The 22142-nt window shown below is 65.7% G+C and carries 22 protein-coding genes; 15 read left to right on the forward strand and 7 right to left on the reverse strand.

From position 1 onward, the window contains the following. Window positions 1–6: 6 nt before the first annotated feature. The 7 genes from ACFVAJ_RS16700 to ACFVAJ_RS16730 all read left to right on the forward strand — a co-directional run bounded on the left by ACFVAJ_RS16700 (window position 7) and on the right by ACFVAJ_RS16730 (window position 7534). Window positions 7–690, forward strand: coding sequence for a hypothetical protein (locus ACFVAJ_RS16700; protein WP_376946008.1), 684 nt, complete (start codon window positions 7–9; stop codon window positions 688–690). Continuing rightward, window positions 690–1028: a hypothetical protein gene (locus ACFVAJ_RS16705; RefSeq protein WP_376946010.1), complete on the forward strand. Its 339-nt coding sequence runs from the start codon at window positions 690–692 to the stop codon at window positions 1026–1028. The genes ACFVAJ_RS16700 and ACFVAJ_RS16705 overlap by 1 nt, the downstream gene beginning before the upstream one ends. An 8-nt stretch (window positions 1029–1036) precedes the next feature. Continuing rightward, window positions 1037–2062 carry a hypothetical protein gene (locus ACFVAJ_RS16710; protein ID WP_376946012.1) on the forward strand — a complete coding sequence of 342 codons (1026 nt, stop codon included), beginning with the start codon at window positions 1037–1039 and terminating at the stop codon, window positions 2060–2062. Further along, on the forward strand, window positions 2062–4560 hold the full coding sequence (locus tag ACFVAJ_RS16715; RefSeq protein ID WP_376946014.1) for a hypothetical protein: 2499 nt from the start codon (window positions 2062–2064) through the stop codon (window positions 4558–4560). Before ACFVAJ_RS16710 ends, ACFVAJ_RS16715 begins: the two co-directional genes overlap by 1 nt. A gap of 258 nt (window positions 4561–4818) precedes the next feature. After that, window positions 4819–5907, forward strand: coding sequence for a hypothetical protein (locus ACFVAJ_RS16720; RefSeq protein ID WP_376946016.1), 1089 nt, complete (start codon window positions 4819–4821; stop codon window positions 5905–5907). Between the two features lie 76 nt (window positions 5908–5983). Further along, the gene (locus ACFVAJ_RS16725) at window positions 5984–7051 is read left to right on the forward strand and encodes a DNA-methyltransferase (protein ID WP_376946018.1); all 1068 of its coding nucleotides are present in this window, start codon (window positions 5984–5986) and stop codon (window positions 7049–7051) included. A gap of 192 nt (window positions 7052–7243) precedes the next feature. Further along, complete coding sequence (locus ACFVAJ_RS16730; RefSeq protein ID WP_376946020.1) at window positions 7244–7534, forward strand: hypothetical protein; 291 nt, start codon at window positions 7244–7246, stop codon at window positions 7532–7534. 23 nt (window positions 7535–7557) lie between these two features. Here ACFVAJ_RS16730 and ACFVAJ_RS16735 read toward each other — a convergent pair whose 3' ends face one another. Beyond that, entirely contained in the window at window positions 7558–8076 is a 519-nt protein-coding gene (locus ACFVAJ_RS16735) for a GntR family transcriptional regulator (protein ID WP_376946022.1), read from the reverse strand. 79 nt (window positions 8077–8155) lie between these two features. Further along, window positions 8156–8869 (reverse strand): SOS response-associated peptidase, encoded by a 714-nt coding sequence (locus ACFVAJ_RS16740; protein ID WP_376946024.1) that lies wholly within the window; start codon window positions 8867–8869, stop codon window positions 8156–8158. Window positions 8870–8955: 86 nt separating this feature from the next. Between ACFVAJ_RS16740 and ACFVAJ_RS16745 the strand changes: the two genes are divergently transcribed. Then, window positions 8956–9147 carry a hypothetical protein gene (locus ACFVAJ_RS16745; RefSeq protein WP_376946026.1) on the forward strand — a complete coding sequence of 64 codons (192 nt, stop codon included), beginning with the start codon at window positions 8956–8958 and terminating at the stop codon, window positions 9145–9147. Window positions 9148–9585: 438 nt separating this feature from the next. Continuing rightward, the gene (locus ACFVAJ_RS16750; protein ID WP_376946028.1) at window positions 9586–10167 is read left to right on the forward strand and encodes a hypothetical protein; all 582 of its coding nucleotides are present in this window, start codon (window positions 9586–9588) and stop codon (window positions 10165–10167) included. Here ACFVAJ_RS16750 and ACFVAJ_RS16755 read toward each other — a convergent pair. Then, window positions 10164–10367, reverse strand: a complete 204-nt coding sequence (locus ACFVAJ_RS16755; protein WP_376946030.1) for a hypothetical protein — start codon at window positions 10365–10367, stop codon at window positions 10164–10166. The two genes, ACFVAJ_RS16750 and ACFVAJ_RS16755, sit on opposite strands and share 4 nt — an antisense overlap. 576 nt (window positions 10368–10943) lie before the next feature. Here ACFVAJ_RS16755 and ACFVAJ_RS16760 point away from each other — a divergent pair. The 4 genes from ACFVAJ_RS16760 (at window position 10944) to ACFVAJ_RS16775 (ending at window position 14608) form a co-directional block, all read left to right on the forward strand. Then, window positions 10944–12632: a helicase associated domain-containing protein gene (locus tag ACFVAJ_RS16760; protein ID WP_376946032.1), complete on the forward strand. Its 1689-nt coding sequence runs from the start codon at window positions 10944–10946 to the stop codon at window positions 12630–12632. 74 nt (window positions 12633–12706) lie between these two features. Beyond that, entirely contained in the window at window positions 12707–13012 is a 306-nt protein-coding gene (locus tag ACFVAJ_RS16765) for a hypothetical protein (protein WP_376946034.1), read from the forward strand. Then, window positions 13009–13212, forward strand: coding sequence for a hypothetical protein (locus ACFVAJ_RS16770; RefSeq protein WP_376946036.1), 204 nt, complete (start codon window positions 13009–13011; stop codon window positions 13210–13212). The genes ACFVAJ_RS16765 and ACFVAJ_RS16770 overlap by 4 nt, the downstream gene beginning before the upstream one ends. Before the next feature lie 55 nt (window positions 13213–13267). Further along, on the forward strand, window positions 13268–14608 hold the full coding sequence (locus ACFVAJ_RS16775) for a hypothetical protein (RefSeq protein ID WP_376946038.1): 1341 nt from the start codon (window positions 13268–13270) through the stop codon (window positions 14606–14608). Window positions 14609–14632: 24 nt separating this feature from the next. On the opposite strand, the gene ACFVAJ_RS16780 is transcribed toward ACFVAJ_RS16775, so the two are convergent. Beyond that, window positions 14633–15568, reverse strand: a complete 936-nt coding sequence (locus tag ACFVAJ_RS16780; protein ID WP_376946040.1) for a hypothetical protein — start codon at window positions 15566–15568, stop codon at window positions 14633–14635. Continuing rightward, entirely contained in the window at window positions 15565–16776 is a 1212-nt protein-coding gene (locus ACFVAJ_RS16785) for a site-specific integrase (RefSeq protein ID WP_376946042.1), read from the reverse strand. Before ACFVAJ_RS16785 ends, ACFVAJ_RS16780 begins: the two co-directional genes overlap by 4 nt. A 408-nt stretch (window positions 16777–17184) precedes the next feature. On the opposite strand from ACFVAJ_RS16785, the gene ACFVAJ_RS16790 reads away from it, so the two are divergent. Both ACFVAJ_RS16790 and ACFVAJ_RS16795 read left to right on the forward strand, forming a co-directional pair. After that, a complete protein-coding gene (locus tag ACFVAJ_RS16790; protein ID WP_376946044.1) occupies window positions 17185–17910 on the forward strand; it encodes a hypothetical protein in 726 nt (241 codons plus the stop codon). A gap of 136 nt (window positions 17911–18046) precedes the next feature. Beyond that, the gene (locus ACFVAJ_RS16795; protein ID WP_376946046.1) at window positions 18047–20188 is read left to right on the forward strand and encodes a hypothetical protein; all 2142 of its coding nucleotides are present in this window, start codon (window positions 18047–18049) and stop codon (window positions 20186–20188) included. Between the two features lie 63 nt (window positions 20189–20251). On the opposite strand, the gene ACFVAJ_RS16800 is transcribed toward ACFVAJ_RS16795, so the two are convergent. Next, window positions 20252–20836 carry a hypothetical protein gene (locus ACFVAJ_RS16800; RefSeq protein WP_376946048.1) on the reverse strand — a complete coding sequence of 195 codons (585 nt, stop codon included), beginning with the start codon at window positions 20834–20836 and terminating at the stop codon, window positions 20252–20254. A gap of 3 nt (window positions 20837–20839) precedes the next feature. Beyond that, complete coding sequence (locus tag ACFVAJ_RS16805; protein ID WP_376946050.1) at window positions 20840–21934, reverse strand: ParA family protein; 1095 nt, start codon at window positions 21932–21934, stop codon at window positions 20840–20842. Window positions 21935–22142 lie beyond the last annotated feature (208 nt).

Below are 22142 nucleotides of genomic sequence, written 5' to 3' on the forward strand. Positions count from 1 at the left end.
AGACACATGACCGATCTGACGACCCCCGACAACCGGTTCGGGCACCAGACCCCCGAATCGGACATCGACCTGTTCGGCGACGCTGCACCCGCAGCGGCGGCGCCGCGAACAACCCCATGGTCAGACGCGCCAGCACTCCCGGCGGACATCCCTCACGTCGAGGTGCAGCCTCCCGCCGTCGTCGAGATCGCAGCAGCCACCGCCGCAGTCGCGCACACCGACGATGACGACGAGGAGGACCTCGACCCCGGAGACCCGTCGGCTGGCCGGAAACCCCGCAACCGCGAACGTGCTGCCCTCCGACGAGGCATCGCGAAGTACGACCAGATGCTCAGCGCCCGCCCCGAGCTGCGCGCCGCCCTCGCCGCCGTTCTCCGCGTGAAGGACACCCCACGGGACCTGACGTTCGCTGTGATGTCCGGGAACCGAGCCGCCACCCGAGCGATCGACGACATCAAGACGATCCACGGGATGACCGACCGCCCTCTCGACGCGATCGTCGCTGCGGTCAGCATCCCGAGGATCCGACTGAGGGCCGCCTGGACACTGCTCACCGCTCTCGACCACGCTCGAGGACCGCTCCCGCAGGCGGACGTCCGCGCCGGTGCAGAGCTCATGAAGCACGCATCACAGCTGACCGACGGCGATCTCGCCGAGCTCGGCGAGATCCTCAACCTGTCGAAGCGCTGATGCCGAGCTGCAAGTCGTGGCGCCCGAAGGACCACGCGAAACACCAACCCCCGCTCAAACCAGGCGAATGCCGAAGCTGTTGGACGCCGTGCCGGAACCCCGTTGACCGCGGCACTGTCCGCTGCGCCGACTGCCTCGAGCTGCTCCTCAGCCACCCCGACTCCGCAGTCCGTCGGGCACTCATCAACGAAGAGGGCGTCACCCTCGACATCCTCATCCGCCTCGCCCAGGACGACGAGTACGCCGTCGCCCTCGCCGCGGAAGGCGCGCTTGAGCTCGCCGACAGCTCCGAAACGAACACCCAGGACCCGGGCTTCGACCCGTGGGCTGACCGATAGGAAGCACGATGCCGAAGAAGAACACCCACTCCATCTGGGACGACACGGAACTCGCCGAGAGCCCGAACGTCAAGTCGAAGCCTGTCCAGTCCAGCGAAGCCGCCCGCCGCGTGATGCGCGGGTACACCCACCTGGCCGTGTGGTCGTTCCCGGTCACCGCAGTCCTCCTCGCGATGGTGTGGGTCGACATGCCGAACCCGGACGAATTCAAGATGCCGACGATCACCGATCAGGTCGACTCGCCCGGCAAGGCGGAGGCGATCATCGCGACCGACGCGTGGCTCGCCTCGGTGCCGGCGCCGATCGTCGACGGGCATGTCGTCTCCTGGGACGGCTTCCGCGACATCGACCGTCCGAAGCTCGACGAGCTGACAAAGAAGGCGGTGACCACCCCCGGCTACGACATCGAGATGCACCGTTTCACGATCGCGGACGCTGCAGGCAACCGGTACACGTCCGAGGTTGCTGTCGCCGTGTCGAAGCGGGAGGGCGCTGTGGCGCTCAGCACCCCGTCGCTCTCCCCGCTTGCGCCTTCAGCCACGGGATGGGCTTCCACCGGCACCTGGTACGGCCTGCAGACCGCCACGGCGTCCGATGAGGTGCAGGTCGCTGTCACCGACTGGGCCGAAGCTTTCGCGTCCGGGGACCCCGGCGTGCTCCGCCAGCGCGTCGGCGACGAGGCATCGAATCACTCCTACATGCCGCTGAACGGTGTCGCGTCCGTCGAAGCGTCTGTCATCACCGCCGGCTCCCGCCCGGTCATCGAGGACGGCGTCGTGTCGGACGACGACCCGAAGGAACTGATCGCACAGGTGCAGCTGAAGCTCGTCTGGCTCGACAGTGAAGGCAACCCGCGCAACGACAAGCAGAACTCCAGCGGCAACAGCGTCATCACCTATGACGTCCTGATCGCGAAGGCGAACACCGCGTCGCCGCAGGTGGTCGCGTGGGGCGGCCCGGGTTCCGGGACCAGCCTCGAGAAGTTCCAGAACGCGGTCATCGACCGTGAACTCACCGACGGGGAGGACAACTGATGGGCCGCACTCCGAAGGTTGCCGACACGGCAGCCAAGACCACTCCGGACTTCCCGACGATGGTGAAGAAGCGGTTCCGGGATGGCCGCATCGTCGGGATCGACGACAGCGTCTGGCTGTACCGGTCGGTGCCGCTCGCTCCGGTCTCGGAGGCTCGCTCGTCCGAGGACGCGGTGAACGCCGGCCACGCCATTCAGCAGGCGATGAACGGTCTCGCCGGGATGGTGCGGCTCCGCAACAAGACGCGCAACATGAACCGCGGTGGGTACCGACAGATCCACATGCTGCTCGTGAACATCCCGCAGTACTTCGAGCCTCCGATCGATCACCCGAACCACGCATACCTCAAGGAGGCGTTCTCCGACGTCCTCACCTACCGTCGCGCGCTCGTCTTCGGTGTCCGCCTGAACGCGCAGCTCGGCACCGGCTCGCTCCGGTCGGCGTTCGACTCGGCGGTCGAGTCCATCGTCCGGGGCGGCACCCCGATGTCCGACTACGACCGCGACTTCGAGGACGTCGACCAGATCCTCACCCGCGCCGGCCTCAACGTCCCGGACCCGACCGACTTCCGGTTCCTGAACGGCTGGTTCAACTACGGGATGAACGCCGACGTCCCGGTCGTCTACCACGACAACCATGTCCACTTCTTCCAGTCGGGACCCGCAGCGCGGGCTGCCTCGCGAGTGGGGCTCGACGACTGCAGCGAGTGGTCGGAGATGAACGGCACCCACGCGCTCACGTTCGCCGCCGTGGAGTCGTTCGAGCTGCCGTACGTCTCCGTGTACGAGGACACGGGCCGTTGGGCGTCCCGGATGATCGAGTCGGACTTCACCGCGGTGTCGGTTCGCGGGAAGGTTGAGCCTCCGCAGGTGACCCGTGAGGTCATGCGGAAGCAGATCGTCGACTACCGGCAGGAGCTCGAGGAGCGCCGGGAGAAGAACAAGCTCGACCGCGCCGAGCTCGAGGAGAAGCAGTCCGAGCTCGAGCAGGTCGAACGTGACTACTCGGCCGGCACTGCACCAGCGACCCTCATGGACGCCTCCGTGGTCGTAGCGATGCCCGGCCTTGTCGAAGATGTGAACGCGACGAGCGCCAGCTACGTGGTGCAGTTGAGCGCGATGCAGAACCGCCAGCCGGGCGCTCTCGCGGAGATGATGCTCGCATCGTCGATCAGCGCCAACCCGTACCTGGAGGACCTTCCGGCGACAACGATCGCGTACTCGGGACTGCCGTCCCTCTCGAACGTCGGTGACCGGCAGGGGAGCGCGCTGCTCGGGATCACGGAGCGTGACCGCCAGCCTGTCTGGCTCGGGCACACCGCGGTCGCGGATGAGGATGTCCCGCCGCTGTTCCTGGTTGCCGGCGGCTCGGGCTCGGGGAAGTCGATGCTCGCGCAGTTCCTCGCGTACCAGCAGGCGCAGGCCGACGTGCCGAACATCCTGATCGACCCGAAGACCGGGCAGGATCTGAGCCCGACCGTGCTCTCCGGCGGCGGGCAGGTCATCTCGCTCGACGACCTGGTCACCTCGGACGGCGCACTCGACCCGCTCCGGTTCTCCGCCACCCCCGAGGTCGGCGTCGACATGGCAGCGTCGGCGATCATCACGGTGAACCCGTGGTCGGACCCGAGACTTCTCGCGCAGTTCGAGGTGCCGCTGTACACGGCGATCGGTCGCGGCGTGAGCATGGGCGCCGTCTGCACCGGCCAAGCGCTACAGATGGCGTTCGAAGCTGAGCATGACCCGAGGCACAAGCAGCTTCTCTGGGAGATGATCGACCCGATCATGCGCGCCTGGCAGCAGAGCCCACTGATGCGCGCCTTCACCGGGATGAACCCCTCAACCCAGGGTCTCCGTGTCGCGAACGGGACGACACTGATCAAGGTCGGCGACTACCGCCTCGAGCTCCCGACTCCGGGCACCCCGCCGGTGTCGTTCCCGCAGCGTCTGGCGGTGGCGACCCTGAAGATGATGTTCACCGGCGCCGGCCTGGCGCTCACCGGCCGCGACGGCGTCCTGCACATGGATGAGGCGTGGGTGGTCACCGGCACGACACCGGAGGAGGCGGAGCGCGCCGGCCGTCTCGCGCGTTCGCAGCGGTTCCTTCCGATCCTGTACTCGCAGGACATCACTGGTGCGGTGAACGCGAAGTTGATGAACCACGTGTCACGGATGGCGATCGGCCCGCTCGACGACGTCAACCAGGCTCGCGCGGCGCTGCAGATCGCACGCCTCGAGGAGACGCCTGAGCGACTGAACCGCATCACGGCGAAGAAGACGATCGGTACGACCGGTGATGAGGTGGCGCCGAACTGGGGGTCGCTTCGTCCGCTGACAGATCCTGCGACGCGGCAGAACCTGCGAGGGACGGTGTTCATCTATTCGGACCTCGCTGGGCGTGCCGTTCCCACTGAGGTGAAGCTTCCTCCACAGTTCCTCAAGATCGCCTCGACGAACCGTCTCGACGTAAATCTCAGAAACCAACAAGCCTCCGTTTGAGCCCGTCCAGACCGTGTCCCCCTCGCGGGGGACACGGTCTCGGCGCGTACGGTGTCAAATCGAATTCGGGAAAGGTTTCCTCAGCTTTTTCTTGTAGATGACCTACAACGATTCGGCCTAAATACACACCAATAACAGGCAAAAACCTGCGATTTTGGCCGAATCGACGCGCATGACGCGCGGGTGACCACAACATTCACCACCACCCACGCAGACCAGATTTCCGTCGACCTCGCTCGTCAGTTCCTTGACGGTGACGTGACTGAGGATCAAGCACGACGAGGCATCGCCTGGAACATCGAAGCGACCGGAGTTGCCACCGAAGTCAGCCGAGAGCCGCACCTCTACGGACTCCACCCGCGCACCCGATCCAAGCTCGCCGACGAGCTCAAGGTCGTCCTCCACGGCAAGGCCGTGGGGGAGTCGGGCATGAAGGCGAGCCTCGACCTCAGCCGCATCGCCGGCGGCGCCTCCGCCGTCGGCTGGGCTCGCCAGCTCCTCCGCACCGCCGTCAACTCCAAGCTCCGCGACATCCTCTCCGCCGACCACGAGCTCAGCTACTCCACCCTCAACGACGAGGAAGCGGTCGCCGACGAGGGCGGCACCATCTTCGACCAGGTGAAGAACGAACTCTCCGCAGAGGAATCGTTCGACGACAACCGCTTCGCCGCCAGCTTCGAAGCACTCGCCGGCCTCAAGAGCCTCCGCCACACCGGCAAGACCAAGCAGAACGCCCACCACCTCCGCGCCGCCTACGAGATCACCGCCCCGATCGTCACCCCCGAGGACGAAATCGACCGCGAGTGGGTACAGGCCCAGCTCGAAGCCGACGAGACCATCGCCTACCGCTCCCTCACCCAGTGGCTCGCGATCGTCACCTCCCAGGGACGCCAGCAGAACCCCATCGACGACCGCCTCCTCGGTCTCTGGGACGACTTCACCGCAGACCAGGCCGAAGACCTCGCCGAATACCGGCCCGGCTTCGCCCACACCATCGCACTCGCCGCCGTCATGCTGAGCCCCAAGCCGTCCCGCGACATCGTCAACCAGGCTGTGAAGCTCGTCACCATGGCCTCCGGCAGCGAGGAGTGGGAATCGCACGCCCCCGCACTCGTCCAGGCATGGGTCGCGCGCGAGTGCTCTCCGTTCTCCGAGTTCAAGTCGAAGACCCGCGGCGACGAGAACGAGCAGCTCGCCCAGCACAAGATGGCGGCCGCCGCATGGCCCGAGCTCGCCCGCGCAGCCGCCGGCTGGCACAAGACGCCTCTCGGCTCCACCGTCGACGAGGTCCGCGACCGCATCGCGCGCGTCTTCTCGAGCGTCGACCCGGCGAACTTCCCGCTGTGACGCGGCAGGGGAGCAGTATGTAACAGAACGGTAACGGTCGAGACGTAAGCGGAATCCGCCGCACACCTACAACGGCATGCCTAACCCCGCCCCGGCAACGATCCACCGCAACGACCCCGCATTCACCATCTGGAACGGCGACAGCCGCGATGTCCTGAAGCAGCTCGACGACAACTCCGTCGACCACATCCTGTGCGACCCGCCGTACGAAATCGACTTCACGCGCCAGCAGCGCGGAGTCGCCTGGGACCGATCCGGCATCGCATTCGACGTCGACCTCTGGCGAGAGGCCTTCCGCGTCCTGAAGCCCGGCGGGAACCTCATCGCTGCCGGCGCGACCCGCACCTACCACCGTCTCGCCGTCGCCATCGAAGACGCCGGCTTCGAGATCAAGGACAGCATCAACTGGATCTACGGCCAGGGCATGCCCCTCGGTTCCGTCGACGTTGCGAAGGCGCTCCGGAAGGCCGGCCATGACGAGGCCGCCGAGCAGCACGAAGGCCACGAGACCCGCCTGAAGCCGGCGCACGAACCGTGGGTGGTCGCACAGAAGCCACTCGACGGCCGCGTCATCGAGAACGTCCTCGAGTGGGGGACCGGCTTCATGAACATCGACGCCGTCCGTATCCCGACCGACGAGGACCGCAGCCGCCGGAACGGCGATTCCGCAGCCTCGACCTGGAAGGTTGAGCGCTCTACCGAGCGCACCGAGTCGCACGACGGCGGCCGCTGGCCAACGAACATCCTCCTCGGACACGCGCCCGAGTGCGTCGAAGACGGCGACTGCGTCTCCCACTGCCCGGTGCAGCAGATCCGCGAGACCTCTCGAAAGTCCGACACGTCCCGCTACTTCCCGGCCTTTCACTACGCCTCGAAGGCCCGCGGCGCCGAGCGCCCTATGAAGGGCTCGAAGGACGAGCACTCGACGATGAAGCCGATCGCCCTCATGCGCTGGCTCGTCCAGCTCGTCGCGCTGCCCGGGCAGACCGTGCTCGACTTGTTCCTCGGGTCCGGCACGACCGCCGAGGCATGCATCGACAACGGTGTGAACGTCATCGGCATCGAGCTCGAGGCGAAGAACATGCCGGCGATCGATGAGCGGATCGACCGAGCGCTGGCCCGGAAGGCGCTGGCAGCAGCCTGACGTCGGTTCAGTCCAATGACCCGGTGTGCCTGGAGGGTTCCTTCTTGGCCTCCGCATCGGTATCGTGGTATTGCCTTACCCAGTAAGCCGATAATGGTGATTATGTCGGAATCCCTGATCAGAAGGTATTTTCGTCAACCTCTCGAGCCTCTACCCAAGTCACCGCTCAGCGGACCAACGTAGGCTCGTCACATGCAGCTGATCGGTTCCATTCGCCCGAAGAAGACGACCTCCATCAAGGCGTCAGGGCACGACCGAGGATCGGCGTACCAGGCGCTCGCGGCCGAGGTTCCGCCGGGCAGCGAACTGATCCAGGCGCACTTCTCCATGAAGGCCGGCGTCACCGGCTCGACAGGGAAGCACCGAGCAGTCGGCGCGACGCCCATCGAGGCATCCGGAACGAGCTACGACGAGGCGATCGCTTCGCTCCACGCTCTCGTCCCGGAGGGGTACGTGCTGCTGTCGGTGAAGATCGCGGCGTAGATCACGCTCCCGGCCTGCCGGCCTCAAAGAGTCGTGCGCTGGATCCAGAAGGACAGTTCGTGCGTGAAGGTGTGGCCGCGGTCGAGGTTGGTGGCGACAACCACGTGATCCTCGCCGTTCCACCCCACCTCATCGACGCGAACGCGCTCGCGTCCTTCTGAGGTGATCCAGGTCCAGACCGAATCCGGCTCCGGGAGCACCTCATGCCGGAAGGCGCTGATCTCGTCCTGCGCCTGCTTGATCATCTCCAGCAGGCGCTCTGCGTTTTCCAGCAAGAGCGAGGGCGCAGTGGTCGTCTCCAGTTTGCGCGAGACCTCGGGCCGCGCCGCGAGGTAGTACCCGGCGCCCTGACGTGCTTCGACGATGCCCGCTGCGATGAGCGGCTGATACGCGTTCCGGACAGTCTGGACGCCAGTGATCCCGTACTCCGCGCAGAGCTCGCTGATTCCGGGCAGCCTGTCCCCAATCAGGTACTCCCCCGAAGCGAACTTCTGGCGGAGATCCTTCTCGATGCGCTTGTAGGCGGGCAGCTCGCGTTCCATGCTCACTATTGTACTAGTGCAATAGAGAACTAATCAACAGTCATCGGCCGCCGCGATCGAGCCGCCACCCACAGCACCGCTACGGACTTGCGGGCTCGATGAGCGCGGGCCCGTCCTGCCCGACCTTGAACGGTCGCACCGAGTAGACCGCGAGCTGCTCCGCGATCGGAAGCGCCGCCTGTACCGCCTCGTCGACCATCGCCTGGTCTCCAACGAGAGACGGGTCAAGCCACCAGTCCCAGAGCTCGCGCGGCAGCGGCACCGGCGACCGGTCGTGGATCCCGACGAGCTCGTCGACGGCGTCCGAGGTGAGGATGGTCGCGGTCAGCGTCCACCTGGTGTCGTCGTCCTCGGGCTTCGACCTGTCGAGCCACCACGAGTAGAGGCCGGCGACGCCGAGCGTTTCGCCGTCCGGGTGGTGGATGAAGTGCGGCACCTTGGCGCCCTTCTCCCCTGTCCACTCGTACCAGCCGTCCATCGGCACGATCGCGCGATGCGACTTGAGCGGGCTGCGCCAGGTGTTCTTCTCCGCGAGCCCCTCGGAGCGAGCGTTGAACGTCGGGAACTTGAGCTTGAGCTCCCTGCTCCACCCAGGCACGAGCCCCCATCGCGCCGGTTCTAAGCGCCGGCCGAACTCCTCCGACTCCGGGAGCTTCGCCTCCACGAGCACTGGGATCGTCGCAGTCGGCGGGATGTTGAACGACGGGCGCCAGTTCGAGAAGTCCCCCTCGAGCGCGCCGACCGCGGCCGCCAGGTCAGAGGGCTTCTCCTTCAAGGTGAACCGTCCGCACATGCTGCGAGGCTACCGCCCGACTCCGACCGTGACCATGCCTCGCTGGCGATTGGATAGCATCGTTCATTCAACGTAGAGGAGCAGCAATGGGGCGCAGGTTCAACAATCCGAGCGAGTCGGTCTTCTTCCCTGCGCTGCTCTACCGGATCATCTTCTTCATCCCCCGGACGCGGAACAACGTGCGTCATGCGCGCGAGCGGGCCCAGCTCGTTGCGTGGAGGCGGAAGAACGTCGACCGCCCGTACAAGCGCTCACTGAAGAACGCACGGAAGAAGTAAGCCGAAGCGCTTCCATCGCCGCATGCCCTCCATCGGATCCCCCAGCAGACAGCCGGGCCGGATCCCCGATGGGAGAGAGAAATGTTCGGGCCACGTGGCGCATCGTCCGGTATCGAAGCGGAACTACGAGCTCGCGCGAAGACCGCCGAAGCAGAGCAGGCCATCCATGAGGCCGAACGGCAAGCCCGTCTTGACGACGGCGCCGCTCCCCCGCGGCCGTCCGTGATCTCGAAGGTCCTGACTGCTCTCCGGCGATAGCCTCAACCTCAAGTAGAGGGTTGCCGCGGTAATCATGCGCGGACGGCCTGGTTCCGCCGCATGTCATTGACATGTGCCCCCGCAGTACCTCCGCAACCCCTCTCAGCAGCTCCACCGTCTGAACGACGTCGGTCCAGCCTCCACCGCTCCTTCGCACAGCGGCGTACCGATGGTGGCCGCATGCTGACCGCCCAGCAGTTCGCGGAATCCGTCGCCGAGGCTGCGCCGGCACGCCGTCATCTCCGAGCTGTCGTCCACGAGGCGAACAAGGACAAGATCCGCCGGCGGAACCGGATCGTCGCGATCGCACTTGGCGGCCTCGTCGCGATCGGCGCGCTTCAGCTGACGCTGAACCTTGCGATCGTCCAGGGCGCCTACGAACTCGACGCGCTCGAGACGCAGTCGTCGCAGCTCGCAAAGGAAATCGAAGCGACGGAAGACGATCTCACCGTTGTGAGCTCATCACAGTCTCTTGCCGCGAAGGCGTCCGAGCTCGGGATGGTCCCCACCCCGGTCGCTGCGTACATCGACATGTCGACCGGATCGCTGTCCGGCGTGCCCACTCCCGCGTCCGAGGACGGTGAGCTGACCGACGGGTACGTCCCGAACCAGCTGCTCGAGCAGGGCGAATCGAACATCGAAATCGCAGAGCCGGTGTCCCCCGTTCCACTGCCCGCGAAGCCGACGGCTGTCACCCCTCCCCCGGCGAAGGGCTCCACACCACCCCCTGCGGCCTCGCTGCCGACGCCGCAGACCCGCTAGTCGGCTGAACCGTCGAACAGCCGAACGAGGAATTCTCGCCACAGGCTGTCGACCTCACTGCGGTCTCGCGCCTTCGCAACCCACGACTCGAACTCCGGCACCCCTTCGACCTTCAGTCGCGCGATCAGATGCAGATCCGGCTCAACGCCTCTGATCGCGGGCTCGATGATACTGATCTTCTCTGGGTTGACCCAGCGCATCGGCGGGTGCTCGGCTGCCGGCTCCCGATGCGAATGCAATGCGACCCAACGTGGTGACATCAGACCCCCGGTGCTGCGTTTGCACCAGCATTCCCGATGACCTTGCGCTGTGTCTACGAGCGAAACCTGTAGAACTCCTGTGACCCCCATTACGGGGGACACCTGTCGTAACTGTGAATATCCACGATCGGGCCCACCTGGGGAACATCCCCCAAGCTGCGCGGATTTCATGCATTCGCAAGCTGTCCCCCATACTGACGCGGGGAATTTCTGCGCTTAGACACGCAGAAAGCCCCCGTGATTGGATGGCAATCAGTCGAAACAGGGGGCTGACCCGACGGTTGTGCGCCTGCCCACGAGGGTCGAGTGCTCGACAAAATCACACAGCGCCACCACATGCGCGCACGCAACAACGATCAGGAAATTACGGCAATGACTGGCGCTACCGTCCTCGAAATCACCCCTTCGGCCAAAGCCAAGGAGTGGGAACGGGCGGCGGCGAGCATTGCCGGGTTCCGCGTGGTGAATGGCCGTCTCCCCGCCGCCGGCTCGAACTGCTCCGACGATGAACGAGCGATGTACCGGTGGCTCCGCACTCAGCGCGAGCTGCACCGTCGTGGAGGCCTGAAGGAGTCGAAGCAGTCCTGGCTCGACCTCTACCTTCCCGGATGGTCGAACCCGCTCGAGGACAACTGGAAGAACAGCGCAATCGCTGTGTCCCGCTTCCGCATCCAGCACGGCAGGCTCCCCCAGCCGAACGCGACCGACGAAGCATCTCGCCGGCTCGGCATGTGGCTCCGCACCCAGCGACGCGCCATCCAGTCGGGGAAGCTCACCGCTTCCCGGCAGAAATGGCTGGACGACAACATCCCCACTTGGAACGACCCGGCGGCCGACACCTGGTACTCGAAGGCGGACATCGCGATCGCGCTGCTGCGCAAGCAGGGCCGGAACCCCGACCATGTCTCCGAGAGTCGTGACGAGCGCGACGCGGCGATGTGGTTTCGGTCCCAGCGTGTCGCCGTCAAGGCCGGTGCTCTCCCCAAGGATCGGATCACCTACCTCGACGCGCTTTGCCCGAACTGGCAGGACGCCGCGGTGTTCTCCTGGTTCTCACGTGCCGCGGCCGTTCAGCAGCACTTCGCGGCGACCGGATCGCTCCCCCGGTCAACGTGCGACGACACCACCGAACGCCGACTCGCGGCCTGGTTGACGAAGCAGCGTTCACTTCTCGCCGTCGGCGAGCTCCGACCCGACCTCTCGCGCTGGCTCGAACGGAACGTCCCCGGCTGGCAGAGCCCCCAGACGAACACCTGGCTCGCCCGGGCCTCGGAGGCGGTCGACTTCTTCCAGAAGCACGGTCGGCTCCCGGAGCGGCGCACGAGCAGCATCGCGATGGAGGCTGAACTCGCGAGCTGGCTCACCGCGCAGCGCGCCGGCGCCCGCGAAGGCACCCTGCTCGTCGAGCGGAAAGACTGGCTCGACGCGAACCTCCCGAAGTGGGCTGAGAAGAAGTACTACCGGTGGATGGAAGACGCAGAAGCTGTCGCTCAGTTCGAACGGGCGAACGGCCGGCTTCCCGGAGTCCTCGAACCCGACCAGGAGAGCCGGCGCCTCGGCATGTGGCTTTCCCGCCAGCGCCGCGCCGCGAAGGAAGGCCGTCTCAGCACCACCCGGCAGAAGTGGCTCGAGAGGAACCTCACCGAGTGGCAGTCTCCGTACTTCAACGTGTGGCTGAGCAACGCGTCCCGCGTCGAAGACTTCGTCGCGATCCACGGCCGGTTCCCGACGCGGAGCCGTACCGCCGACGCCGCCGAGCGTGAGCTCGGGGTCTGGCTGAACAACCAGCGCACCGCACACAAGGCGGACAAGCTCCCCGAGGAGCGACGCGAGTGGCTCGACGCTCGTCTCCGCGAGTGGGTGGATCCGCACTTCGCGCAGTGGCTCGCATCGGCACGTGCCGTTCAGGCGTTCCGCCGGAACTCGGGACGGTTCCCGTACTTCCGAGCGACGGATCCGACCGCCCGTCGTCTCGGGGTCTGGCTGAACAACCAGCGTGGAGCTGCGAAGTCCGGAACGCTCGAAGCGCGCCGACGGCAGTGGCTCGACACCCACCTGACCGGGTGGGCTGGACTGTCGGCGACGATGGACGTCCGTCACATGGTGGCTCAGGGCACCCACCTCGCCCAGCGTGGCACCGAGCAGCTGCTCGCGCTGCGCGGTGCACGTCAAGGCGTTCCTGTGGGGCTGCCGGCCTCGGCGTAACCTCGTCGTCCCGGCTGGTGCGTGGCTCTCCCGCGCATGGTGGGCCCAAGCACCACCGATCAGGAGAACCCGAATTGAACCCCGCTGCACTCGACGTGCCCGCGCCCGCGGCCGACAACGTGACCCCTGAGCCGCGACAGCTCACCAACCAGGACCGCTGCGACGCTTGCGGCGCCCAGGCGTACGTCGAGGTGAACATCGCATCGAGCACCCTCGACGAGAACTTCAAGCGCAAAGAAGTCCCGCTGCTGTTCTGCGCTCACCACTACAACAAGCATGAGCCGAGGCTCGTGATGTCCTCCGCTGTGCGCGGCATCTCCGTCGACGAGCGCGAGGCGTTCTGGGAGCGCGAGCGGAACCGCACCCGCGGGTACGAGTGAACAAGCTGGAACGTGATGTCCGCGCCGTGAACGCCGGGCTCACGATTGCATGCCGCGTTCGAGATCTCGAGCACCTCCTGACGGTCGTCACCGGGCACGCCGAGCTCGAGTACGTCGTGAAGCGTGAGCTTGGCGCGGCGAAGGCCTCTGTCATCGGGGCGATGGAGTCGGAACTCGAAGCCGCGATCTCCGTGAACTAGCGCGTTCCGCCGCATACCTCCTTGTGGGCGAACTGCCCCGAACGCAAGGAGCATCATGAGCGGAAGGCATGTCGGTCGCGCCGGCACATTTGCAGCCGGCGGCATGTCGGTCCTCATTGGAACTGTGGGGATCTTCGCGTCCATCGCAACTCCGGTGAACGCCGCCGGCGACATGTACGTCAAGTCGATTCCGAGACCCGCGGCCAGCCAGCCCGGATGGTTCAGCTTCGACACGGAGGAAGACGTCTACATCGACGTCAACGGCCTCCACATGAAGGAGTGGACTGACGTATCGTTCCAGCCTTCTGCGGTATTCGAGGCGGTCGACGAGGCGCGGATCGCATCGCTCCTGGACGGGTACCAGCTCGCCTTCAACTCCGACGACCAGGAGGTCTACCGCGAGCTCGACCTCCGGGTCCTCACCGGCGGTCTGCCCTCCTATGTCACCGTGAAGGATGCTCCAGAGTTCGACGCTCCGCAGGTCCTCTCGTACGTGATCGATCAGGCCGGAGTGACTTCCGAGCCCATGACGTCGGCAGGTGTCGCCGCCACGCTCGCGGCTCAAGGCACCGTTGAGCTGCTCCGTGCGAACATCGAAGCGGCCCCCGGTGCAGCGCTCACCGTGAGCTCGATGACGTTCGATGGTGCGAACTACGTCTTCCATCCGTTCGGCCCGAAGCCGGAGAAGCCAGAAGACGTCCTCGTGAAGGGGTCCGTCGAGGTCGAGAAGGACTGCGAGCTGGACACGGTGACGACGACGACCGTCGCTGACGCGTACCAGCCCTACGTGTTCGATGAGGTCAGCTGGACGTGGGGGCTGGTCACCCCGTGGGCCCCGCCAGAGCCGGAGGTGACTTCGCGCGCGATGACTCAGGCGGAGATCGACATCTGTGACGGGGTTGGGCCAACGACTCCACCAACGACTCCGCCCACCACGCCGCCTACCACCCCTCCGACCGACAACCCGGACGACCGCAAGCCGTCGAACACCGTCCCGGCTTCCGCCGCCGAGCCAGGCAAGCCGTTCCATGTGACCGGTGAGGGGTTCGCAGCGAACGAGCTGGTTCGAGTGGAGCTTCACTCCGACCCAGTCGTGCTCGGCACCCTGAATGCGGACGGCGCAGGGGTACTGGATGGGTACGTCACCATCCCAGCGAACGTGCCCGCCGGCGAACACCACGTCGTCCTCGTCGACAGCGCTGGTGTCGAGTACCGATCCGGGGCGATCACGATCGCATCCGTCGCGGCGCCTGCAGGTGACGGCGACGACCTCGAGGTCATCCCTGAGCTCGGCGCGACTACGAACCTGCCGGCAGCCGGTGGCGCCGTGTTCATCGTGCTCGGCCTCATGCTGATGGGCTTCTCCCTCTGGCGTAAGCGCTCGGCCCAGGTGTAGGCGCAACACCTACCGCGAGGGCGGCTACTCTTCGGAGTTGCCGCCCTCGTCGTTTTCTGGTGAGCCACCGGCCAGCGCGCCGAGAACCCCTCGACTCTCCTCGAGCAATGACTCGGCCTGCGCGAGCAGCTCGGCGAGCCTGGCGTCGACGTCGTCGTACGCGTCTGCGAGCTCGTTCACCGATGCTTCGGCGAACCGTTCCGACACCACACGCTGGCGGATCGCCGCTTCCCGCTCCCCGGTAAGCCGTTGCGTTCGGTCCATGATCTTCGAAACGCTGAGCAGCCCGATACCGCGACCGGTGTGCACCCATCCGTGCGTGTCGATCGTGGCGGTGAGGGCCGGAACGTCCATCCACAGCGTTGAGAGCTCGGTCTCGCAGCTGTGATCATTTGGTGGCGCTTCCGGCGGCATCAGCACGGTTCGGAGATCTGAACGCCATCCGTAGTGCGCGCGGCCGATGACGTCGAGCCACCGGGCGACCGCGCACGCAGGGCAATCTGCTGTGCGGTCAGACCTTGGAACGAGGCGGCCGGAGATGCGGACCACTCCCCCGCCGATTTCCACATCTGCCGGCGTCACCGCGGCCGCTTCACGGCGGCTCATTCCGAGGACCGCGATGAGCACGAGGATCCACGCGTCACGGCGTCCCCGGAGACCGGTCGGGTACCGCCACTTCGGCAGCTGCAGCAGCGCCTCACTGACCGTCGCCCACCCCTCCCCCGATCTCACAGTGCTGCTCCTCGGAGGCGCCGGCAGGTCGAGGTGAACTCCGGTCTGCTCGAGCGAGCGCCGGATCGCGGTGACCCTCCGCTTCGCGGTGCCGGGCGCGACGGGGATCTCAGCGAGGAACGTCTCGATGATCGTGACGCCGGCGAACCGCGGGTCGACGTCGATCGAATGGCACCAGTCGGAGAACAGCTCCCACTCGCGCTGGTCGACGACGGTGAGGGCGCTCATAGTTTCAGCCTGTTCACGGCGTTCCCGCGGAGCGGATCCTGCTCGCGGGCGTAGATGTCGACGCTGGAGAACTCCTTGTGCCAGGTCTGGCGCATGATCTCGTGGTGTGTGGCGCCGTTCCTGAACGCCTGGGTGACGAACCCGGCACGCAGCGAGTGGCCGCCGAAGTCTGCCGCGTTGTATCCGGCGGCTTCCACGCGGCGCTTCAGCATGTCGTTTACGGTCTGCCCGTTGAGGTGCCGATCGATGATCTTCGCGGTCTTCGTGACGGGCCGGAACAGCGGAGCGTTCGCCGGGAGCTCGGCGAGCTCGGGCAGCGGTTCCCGGCACACATGCTCGTGGATCGGGCTGGCCCGGACGGCTCGCATCAACATGCTGCGTCCGGACTCGTCGGCGGCGAGAAGCCTCACCCAGCGGGCGAACGCGCACGGCGGGCAGGTGCGGTGGTTCTCGCCGAACGGGATCGCTTTGATCTGACCGCGGCCTTCCTGGTCGGTCTTCGACTTCAGCACCGCGATGTGCAGCCCGTCCTCACGGTGCCGGCGGACGTCGCCGAGCTTGATGGCGGCGAGTTCGGATCGACGGAATGCGCCGGCGAGACCGATCGTGAGGATCGCGACGTCACGGTGCCCGATCACTCCTGCCGGCCAGGAGGTCTGGTCGATCAGCGAGACTGTGTTCTTCAGGTCGTCGACGAGGAGCGGCTCTTTGCGGTGCGTGCGCCGGGCCCGAACACGACGGACGCCGGCGATCGTCCGGGCGACGTCGGGGTGGTCGCCTGGCTTCGGGTGCCCTGCCAGCACGTGAGCCTTGTTGATCGATGTCAGGCGCCTCGAGATGGTGCCGGGCGCGTAGAAGGGTTCACCGTGTTCGTCGACGACGTTCGCGGTCCATGTGATGAACGCTGCGACCGCGAGCGGCTCTGCCGGCAGCGGATCCTTCTTCCGCTGGGCGCACCAGACGATGAACGCAGCCCAGTCGGTCTCGAAGCCGCGCTTGGTGCTCTCCGCCTCCGCGGACTCCTGGTACTTCTGGATCGCGGTGAGGTCGGCGATCGTGAGACCTGCTGTGCTGTCGACCAGGTGAACGCCGCGCTCGGTGATCTTCGCGGCCGCGTGCCGGTTGTTGCGACGCGGCATCGCAGCGCGCGCGAGCTCGACTGCAGCGTGCGGGAGCTGCCCCTCCCCCGTCGTCTGCGATTCAGTCATGCCTGCGGGCCTCCTGCCGCCATCCGGATTGGCTCTGGTGCAAATTCAGCTGGAGGAATTCCGCTGCCATTGTGACGCTCGGATCCAGCGTCGCAGCACAAGCATGCCGGGTTGTCTTCATTTTGTGGAAAATCGCTGGCTGAAATCGTGGGGGTATAGCGGCATGTGGATCGCTGCAGCCTGCACTTGCCGCCAACTTCAACGTCCAGAAATCGCCAACTTCATGGGACAACCACAACCACCCCGCGCTCTCGGGAGGCCTCCCGATACCGACGGCGATCTGCAGTTGCGGCTCACCAGCACTTCGCCGCATGCCTCACCGGCAGAGATCAGCAACATCAGCCACCCGGAAACACACAGCGGCTTCTTCTAGCTGGCTTCCGGACCTTCGCGAAGGGTGTTCGTCCTTTGAAGCAAGCAGAGACAGCAGCGCAGCAGGCTTTCAGCAACTCGACCAGGCTGATGGTAGGCGCAGCACTCGCGCTCAGCATGGCATTCAGCACCGGGGCCTACTGGGATTCGGACCGCGAGGCAGCTGAACGTGCAGACGCGATCTCGGAGAACCGAGGCCTCGTCGGCATCGGGTCAGCATCCATCGTGCCGGCCAACGCCAAGCTCGCCGCAGCGAGGTCATCCGTTCAGTCAGCCAGGTTGGCAGCTCTCGGGGTGAGCGCCTCCCTCCGCCAAAGACTCGGCGACGCCCGTGCAGACGATCTCCTCCATGCGCATGAGGAGCTCGCGCGGGCGTCAGCCGCAGCGACAGCCAGCACGAGCGTCACGTCAGCCATCGTGGGCTTCCAAGAGACCGTGGATCAGGCCCGAGCTGAGATCTCTGAATGGGACCGGAAGGAAGCTGAGCGGATTGCTCAAGAGGAAGCCGCTGCAGCGGCCGCCATTGCGGCTGCCGCAGAGACGGCCAGTTCAGAGTGGGGTGACGACCCTGGCTGGGTGACGAATGACGACCCAGCCCACCCTGATGGCGACCATGACGGCGTGAACGCTCAGACGCACGAGGAATACCTACGACTGAAAGCCGACTTCGCGCGACGAGTCCAGGAGAAGATCGATGCTCTCCCACCGGACGATGGGCTCATCCACTCCCCCGGATGCTCGAACGGCGCTCCCCGGCAATAGTCGCCCGACAATCGACAGGCGTCCCTTCCGCTCTGGTCCGCGCAACTGAACCACCCCGAATTGGGGGCAGATCAGCCCATGCTCCGTCGATTCGCCGCATACCTAATGGATGAATCCTCAAGAAGGGGTACTTGTGATGACGATCAAGTCCGGCGGCCTGTTTCGGAAAGCCATCCTCAATCGAGACGGCATCTCCGCCTCGATCCCTGAGGTGATCGTCGGGATCACCCTCAAGTACGCAGTCACGACGGTCGTGGCCGGCGCCCTCCTTGGGCTCTTCCTCTTCAGCTCTGCTGCTTCCGCGACGTCGCAAGTCTCCGGCGCCACTCAGGCCGCCGAGCTCACCTTCGAGGAGGACGCCCGAGGCGCTGACGGCGCAGTCGGTCTCTCGGACGAGGGTGTCGCATTCTTCCGAGCCACGTCGGGCGGCGCTGAGTGCCAAGTCAACCTCTGGCAGCGTGGCCCTGCCGACGCCGACGGTAAGGTCAGCCTCCTGACGAAGGAGACCATCGAAAGCGGCCCGTGCGACTACACCTTCCCGGTGGACGGGCTCGACGGCGCGAAGCCTGCCATCGACGACGCTGCCAACCTGAAGTTCAGCTTCGCGAACGTCGGGGGCCGGCCAATCATCTTCGATGAAAACAGCGGCCAGTCCTTTGGCTCTGGACTGCAGCCTGCAGGTGTCCGCGGTGAGGAGTGGACCGATGTTCGCGTCCACACCGTCGAGATCGAAGGTGGGAACAACAACAAGAACCTGATCGACAGCGCCAAGACCTTCACGCTCGCCGGCAAGGTTCCTGTCGCTGTGTTCTCACTCGTCTCGGGTGCTCCTGGATACGTCATCCCCGGAGTGGTTGTCGTCAAACCCACGATGGTGGCGATTCAGTCAGTCGCGCGATCTGCAACCGTGGGAACCCCGTATGGCACCAGCTCCGAGCGCGAAGGTGTCAAGGTCTCGTTCACCGGCGGCGCCTGCCTGAGCGGAACCTCCGGCTACACCCTGACCTACACACCCTCCAACGTCGGGCTTGACCCCGTCAGCCTCACCGGCGATATCGTGACCGACGGGTCCACGAAGTCCCTCGAGATGCCCGGGGTATTCAACGGGTCCACTGGTGAGATCTCGCTGAAACTCTTCTGCGAACCGAACGGCGAGTCGGTGACGGCCACCAGTGCGTTCACGCAGACGCTCCCATACCCGTCCGGCAAGCTGACATGGCCTGGAGTGACCGACAACTTCGGGGTACCCCCAACGGTGACCTGGAACAAGGTGTCCTCCGCCCCGGGGGTTCGCTACACCCTTCGACTCGACCAGAGCATGGGATACGTACCACCAGGGTGGGAGCTGAACACGCAGTGGGGCGGCTACGAGCTCCGAGGCATCGATGCTCTCTCCTACAAGGTCGAGTTCCCCGAGGGAAGCGTCTTCGGAAGCACCCTCGACTATTCGATCAGCGCCTATCTTGACAGCGTGAAGTCCTTCGGCATGGGGATGATGTGGACGTCCGGGTGGCCGGCTGCGCCTCAGGTACCGTCCACGAAGTGGACCTGGGTCACCGACGCATACACCGCTCCGTACGACGGAACGATCACCTGGACGGCTCCGACCACGAGCTGCCCTGCAGGCACCGAACTTTACTACCGCATCTGGGCGCCGTGGGACACCGCTCAGGGGGGCAAGTACGACGCAGCAAATCCTGTCTGGGACCTGGGATGGCAGAAGGACGTTACGTTCACGACGGGCGTCCTTCGAGGTGTGGACAACCACGTCATCTACGAGAACTCCTGGTTCAGCTGGAAGACGGACACACGCTGCAAGAACTTGTACACCGGAGCCTTCGGTCCTGTAACCACCAACCAAGGCCAGTTCAACAACCCTCACCAGCCGAACTACGGCGCGATGACATGGGACGGCTCCACCACCTGGAAGAAGACCGAGCGTCCGGTTGCGACCCAGATCTTCGACATCTGCCGGAACCAGGGAACGGTCACGTGCACGAAGTCGGCCTACGGTGACTCGATCACCGTCGACGTCAAGAACATCACCTGCCCAGCAAACAATGACCTGACAGCCAAGACCGCGAGAATGACCGACTGGAACGGCGTCGTGTCAACGGTCAACCTCCCTGTCTCGATCGGGTTCGAAACCGGCGGCGTCTCACGGACGGTGAAATTCTCGTTCTTCCAGTTCACGTGCGATCCGATCCACTACGGACCCACCAGCGGGTACGGCAACCCGTCGTGGTCCAAGACCATCACGATCGCACCGCTCCCCTAACCACCTGACGCAGACGAGCGCGTCACCTCCAATCGAGGTGACGCGCTCGTCTGATCTTCTGTGTCAGAGCTGCGGCTTCGGCCCGGGGATCATCGGGGCGTCTCCCCCGCCGTACCGGCTGCCGCGGTTGTAGGCGCGTTCCCTGCGCTCGCATTCCGCGATGATCAACTTCTCGATGAGCTGCTCGAGGCTCGGGTCGCGCTCGATCGCCTGGGTGTTGTGGTAGACCGCTCGGAGACGGGCGCGGGTGTCGGGACGGACACGTACGGTCAACTTCACCAGGGTCGGCGGCTGTGCCGTCTGCGGAGCCACGGCCGACGCCGGCGGTGCGGTGACCTGCTCCACCGGCGCTGCCGGTGGCTGGCTGTAGCCCGAGTAGTCCACGGCGGCCGGCACGCCCTGGGCGGGCGCCGGCGCAGCTGCCGGCGTCAAGTAGGCAGGTGCAGGCTGGTCAGCGATCGCGGGCGCCTCACCTTGGTTCTGCGCTGCAGGGGGTTGCCCCGCGCGCTCGAGCACACCGCTCTCGGCTGCCGGGATCTCCGGTTCGGCTGCCGCGGGTTCTGGTTCGAGCACTGGCTTGTTCAGGAGTCCCGCCGCGGTAGCCTGCCGCCGCCGCGGCGGTCCTGCAACTTTCCGCTCGTCGCTCATGTCCTACTCCCCCACCGGCTCGAGCAGTCGCGTGTACCTGGCGATGAACTCGTCGGTCAGCGCCTGCATGTCGTCGGACACACCCACCGCGGACTGCGGACGAACCGGCGCCGCCGAGGCGCCCTTCTCTCCGCGGCGCTTGTACCAGGGCTCCTGCTCCTTCAGGGCCTTCTCGATCTCCTGCGGGAGCTCGCCGCTCTTCCGGCCTGCCTGGGCGGTCGCTTCGGCGTGCCGGATGAAGCTGTCGAAGAGCAGCTCTTCGGGGGTCTCGGTGCCGAGCAGTTCCCCGATCTTGTCCACGGCGTAGCGACGCACCGCGACCGACCCGGAGCCTGTCGCGAAGAGGACGACGCCGAGCGCTTCGAGTGTGGGGTTGATGTCGCCGATCTGAGCCTTGATGCCAGCGGTGACGGCGAGGCCCTGAAGCGACCCGTCGTCGGTCTTCGTCGGGATGAGGATGAAGCGCGCTGCACCGGCCGCTGCCAGCTGGATGGGGCGGGCACCGGGCGGGCAGTCCATGAGCACGATGTCGTACTCCCCCGCGATCGGTGCGAGCACCTCTGCGAGTGCGAGCCGCGGGTCTCTCCGCTGGTTGACGGTGCTGCCGAGCGCCTGCTCAGCGGTCACGAGGAGCTCGCCACCGGGGATGACGTCGAGGTTCTCGCGGACGTTGTGGACGACCTTCAGGGGCTTTCCGTACTGGAGCGAGATGGCGAGGCTTTCGCCTTCGTCGTCGACTTCGGTGAGGAAGTAGCCGAGGTCCATTCCGAGGTTCGCCTGGTAGTCCAGGTCGATGACGAGCACCCGCCATCCGGACGCGGCGAGCATGCCTGCGAGTCCGGAGGTGATGGTGGTCTTCCCCACTCCCCCTTTGCCGTTGATTACGGCGACGACGTTGCTGAGTGCGTCTCGTGCTTCGGCGGTGAGTGGCGGCGTCATTTTGGCGGATCTCCTCGCGATCGGACCGGTTGTCTGGCTGGTCTCAGAATGCCACTTCGGCTGCCGTATTGCCAGCCTTCCGAATTGCCGCTTTGCCGGGTTGCCGGGTTGCTGGCATTCGTTCCGTATTGCCGGATTGCTGGCATTCCGTATTGTCATCCCGAAAGGCCCGCGCTTACAAGATTTTTGGTCGTTGCCGTATTGCCAGCAAGCCGTAATGCAGTCTGGCCAGCAATCAGGGAATCCGTATTGCTGTGTTGCTGTGTTGCTGTGTTGCCGGTTTGCTGTATTGCCGTATTGTGGCGGCGGTTGGCCGCATTTCGACTGGGAACGCCGGAGAATCGACGAACTCGACCGAGTCTGGGTG

The organism is Agromyces sp. NPDC057679, assembly GCF_042799635.1.
GTDB lineage: Bacteria > Actinomycetota > Actinomycetes > Actinomycetales > Microbacteriaceae > Agromyces.

Coding starts and splice junctions, on each gene's coding strand:
- ACFVAJ_RS16700 (WP_376946008.1), top strand. CDS start 7: ATGACCGATCTGACGACCCCCGACAACCGGTTCGGGCACCAGACCCCC.
- ACFVAJ_RS16705 (WP_376946010.1), top strand. CDS start 690: ATGCCGAGCTGCAAGTCGTGGCGCCCGAAGGACCACGCGAAACACCAA.
- ACFVAJ_RS16710 (WP_376946012.1), top strand. CDS start 1,037: ATGCCGAAGAAGAACACCCACTCCATCTGGGACGACACGGAACTCGCC.
- ACFVAJ_RS16715 (WP_376946014.1), top strand. CDS start 2,062: ATGGGCCGCACTCCGAAGGTTGCCGACACGGCAGCCAAGACCACTCCG.
- ACFVAJ_RS16725 (WP_376946018.1), top strand. CDS start 5,984: ATGCCTAACCCCGCCCCGGCAACGATCCACCGCAACGACCCCGCATTC.
- ACFVAJ_RS16730 (WP_376946020.1), top strand. CDS start 7,244: ATGCAGCTGATCGGTTCCATTCGCCCGAAGAAGACGACCTCCATCAAG.
- ACFVAJ_RS16735 (WP_376946022.1), bottom strand. CDS start 8,076: ATGGAACGCGAGCTGCCCGCCTACAAGCGCATCGAGAAGGATCTCCGC.
- ACFVAJ_RS16740 (WP_376946024.1), bottom strand. CDS start 8,869: ATGTGCGGACGGTTCACCTTGAAGGAGAAGCCCTCTGACCTGGCGGCC.
- ACFVAJ_RS16745 (WP_376946026.1), top strand. CDS start 8,956: ATGGGGCGCAGGTTCAACAATCCGAGCGAGTCGGTCTTCTTCCCTGCG.
- ACFVAJ_RS16750 (WP_376946028.1), top strand. CDS start 9,586: ATGCTGACCGCCCAGCAGTTCGCGGAATCCGTCGCCGAGGCTGCGCCG.
- ACFVAJ_RS16755 (WP_376946030.1), bottom strand. CDS start 10,367: ATGCGCTGGGTCAACCCAGAGAAGATCAGTATCATCGAGCCCGCGATC.
- ACFVAJ_RS16760 (WP_376946032.1), top strand. CDS start 10,944: ATGTACCGGTGGCTCCGCACTCAGCGCGAGCTGCACCGTCGTGGAGGC.
- ACFVAJ_RS16775 (WP_376946038.1), top strand. CDS start 13,268: ATGAGCGGAAGGCATGTCGGTCGCGCCGGCACATTTGCAGCCGGCGGC.
- ACFVAJ_RS16780 (WP_376946040.1), bottom strand. CDS start 15,568: ATGAGCGCCCTCACCGTCGTCGACCAGCGCGAGTGGGAGCTGTTCTCC.
- ACFVAJ_RS16785 (WP_376946042.1), bottom strand. CDS start 16,776: ATGACTGAATCGCAGACGACGGGGGAGGGGCAGCTCCCGCACGCTGCA.
- ACFVAJ_RS16795 (WP_376946046.1), top strand. CDS start 18,047: ATGACGATCAAGTCCGGCGGCCTGTTTCGGAAAGCCATCCTCAATCGA.
- ACFVAJ_RS16800 (WP_376946048.1), bottom strand. CDS start 20,836: ATGAGCGACGAGCGGAAAGTTGCAGGACCGCCGCGGCGGCGGCAGGCT.
- ACFVAJ_RS16805 (WP_376946050.1), bottom strand. CDS start 21,934: ATGACAATACGGAATGCCAGCAATCCGGCAATACGGAACGAATGCCAG.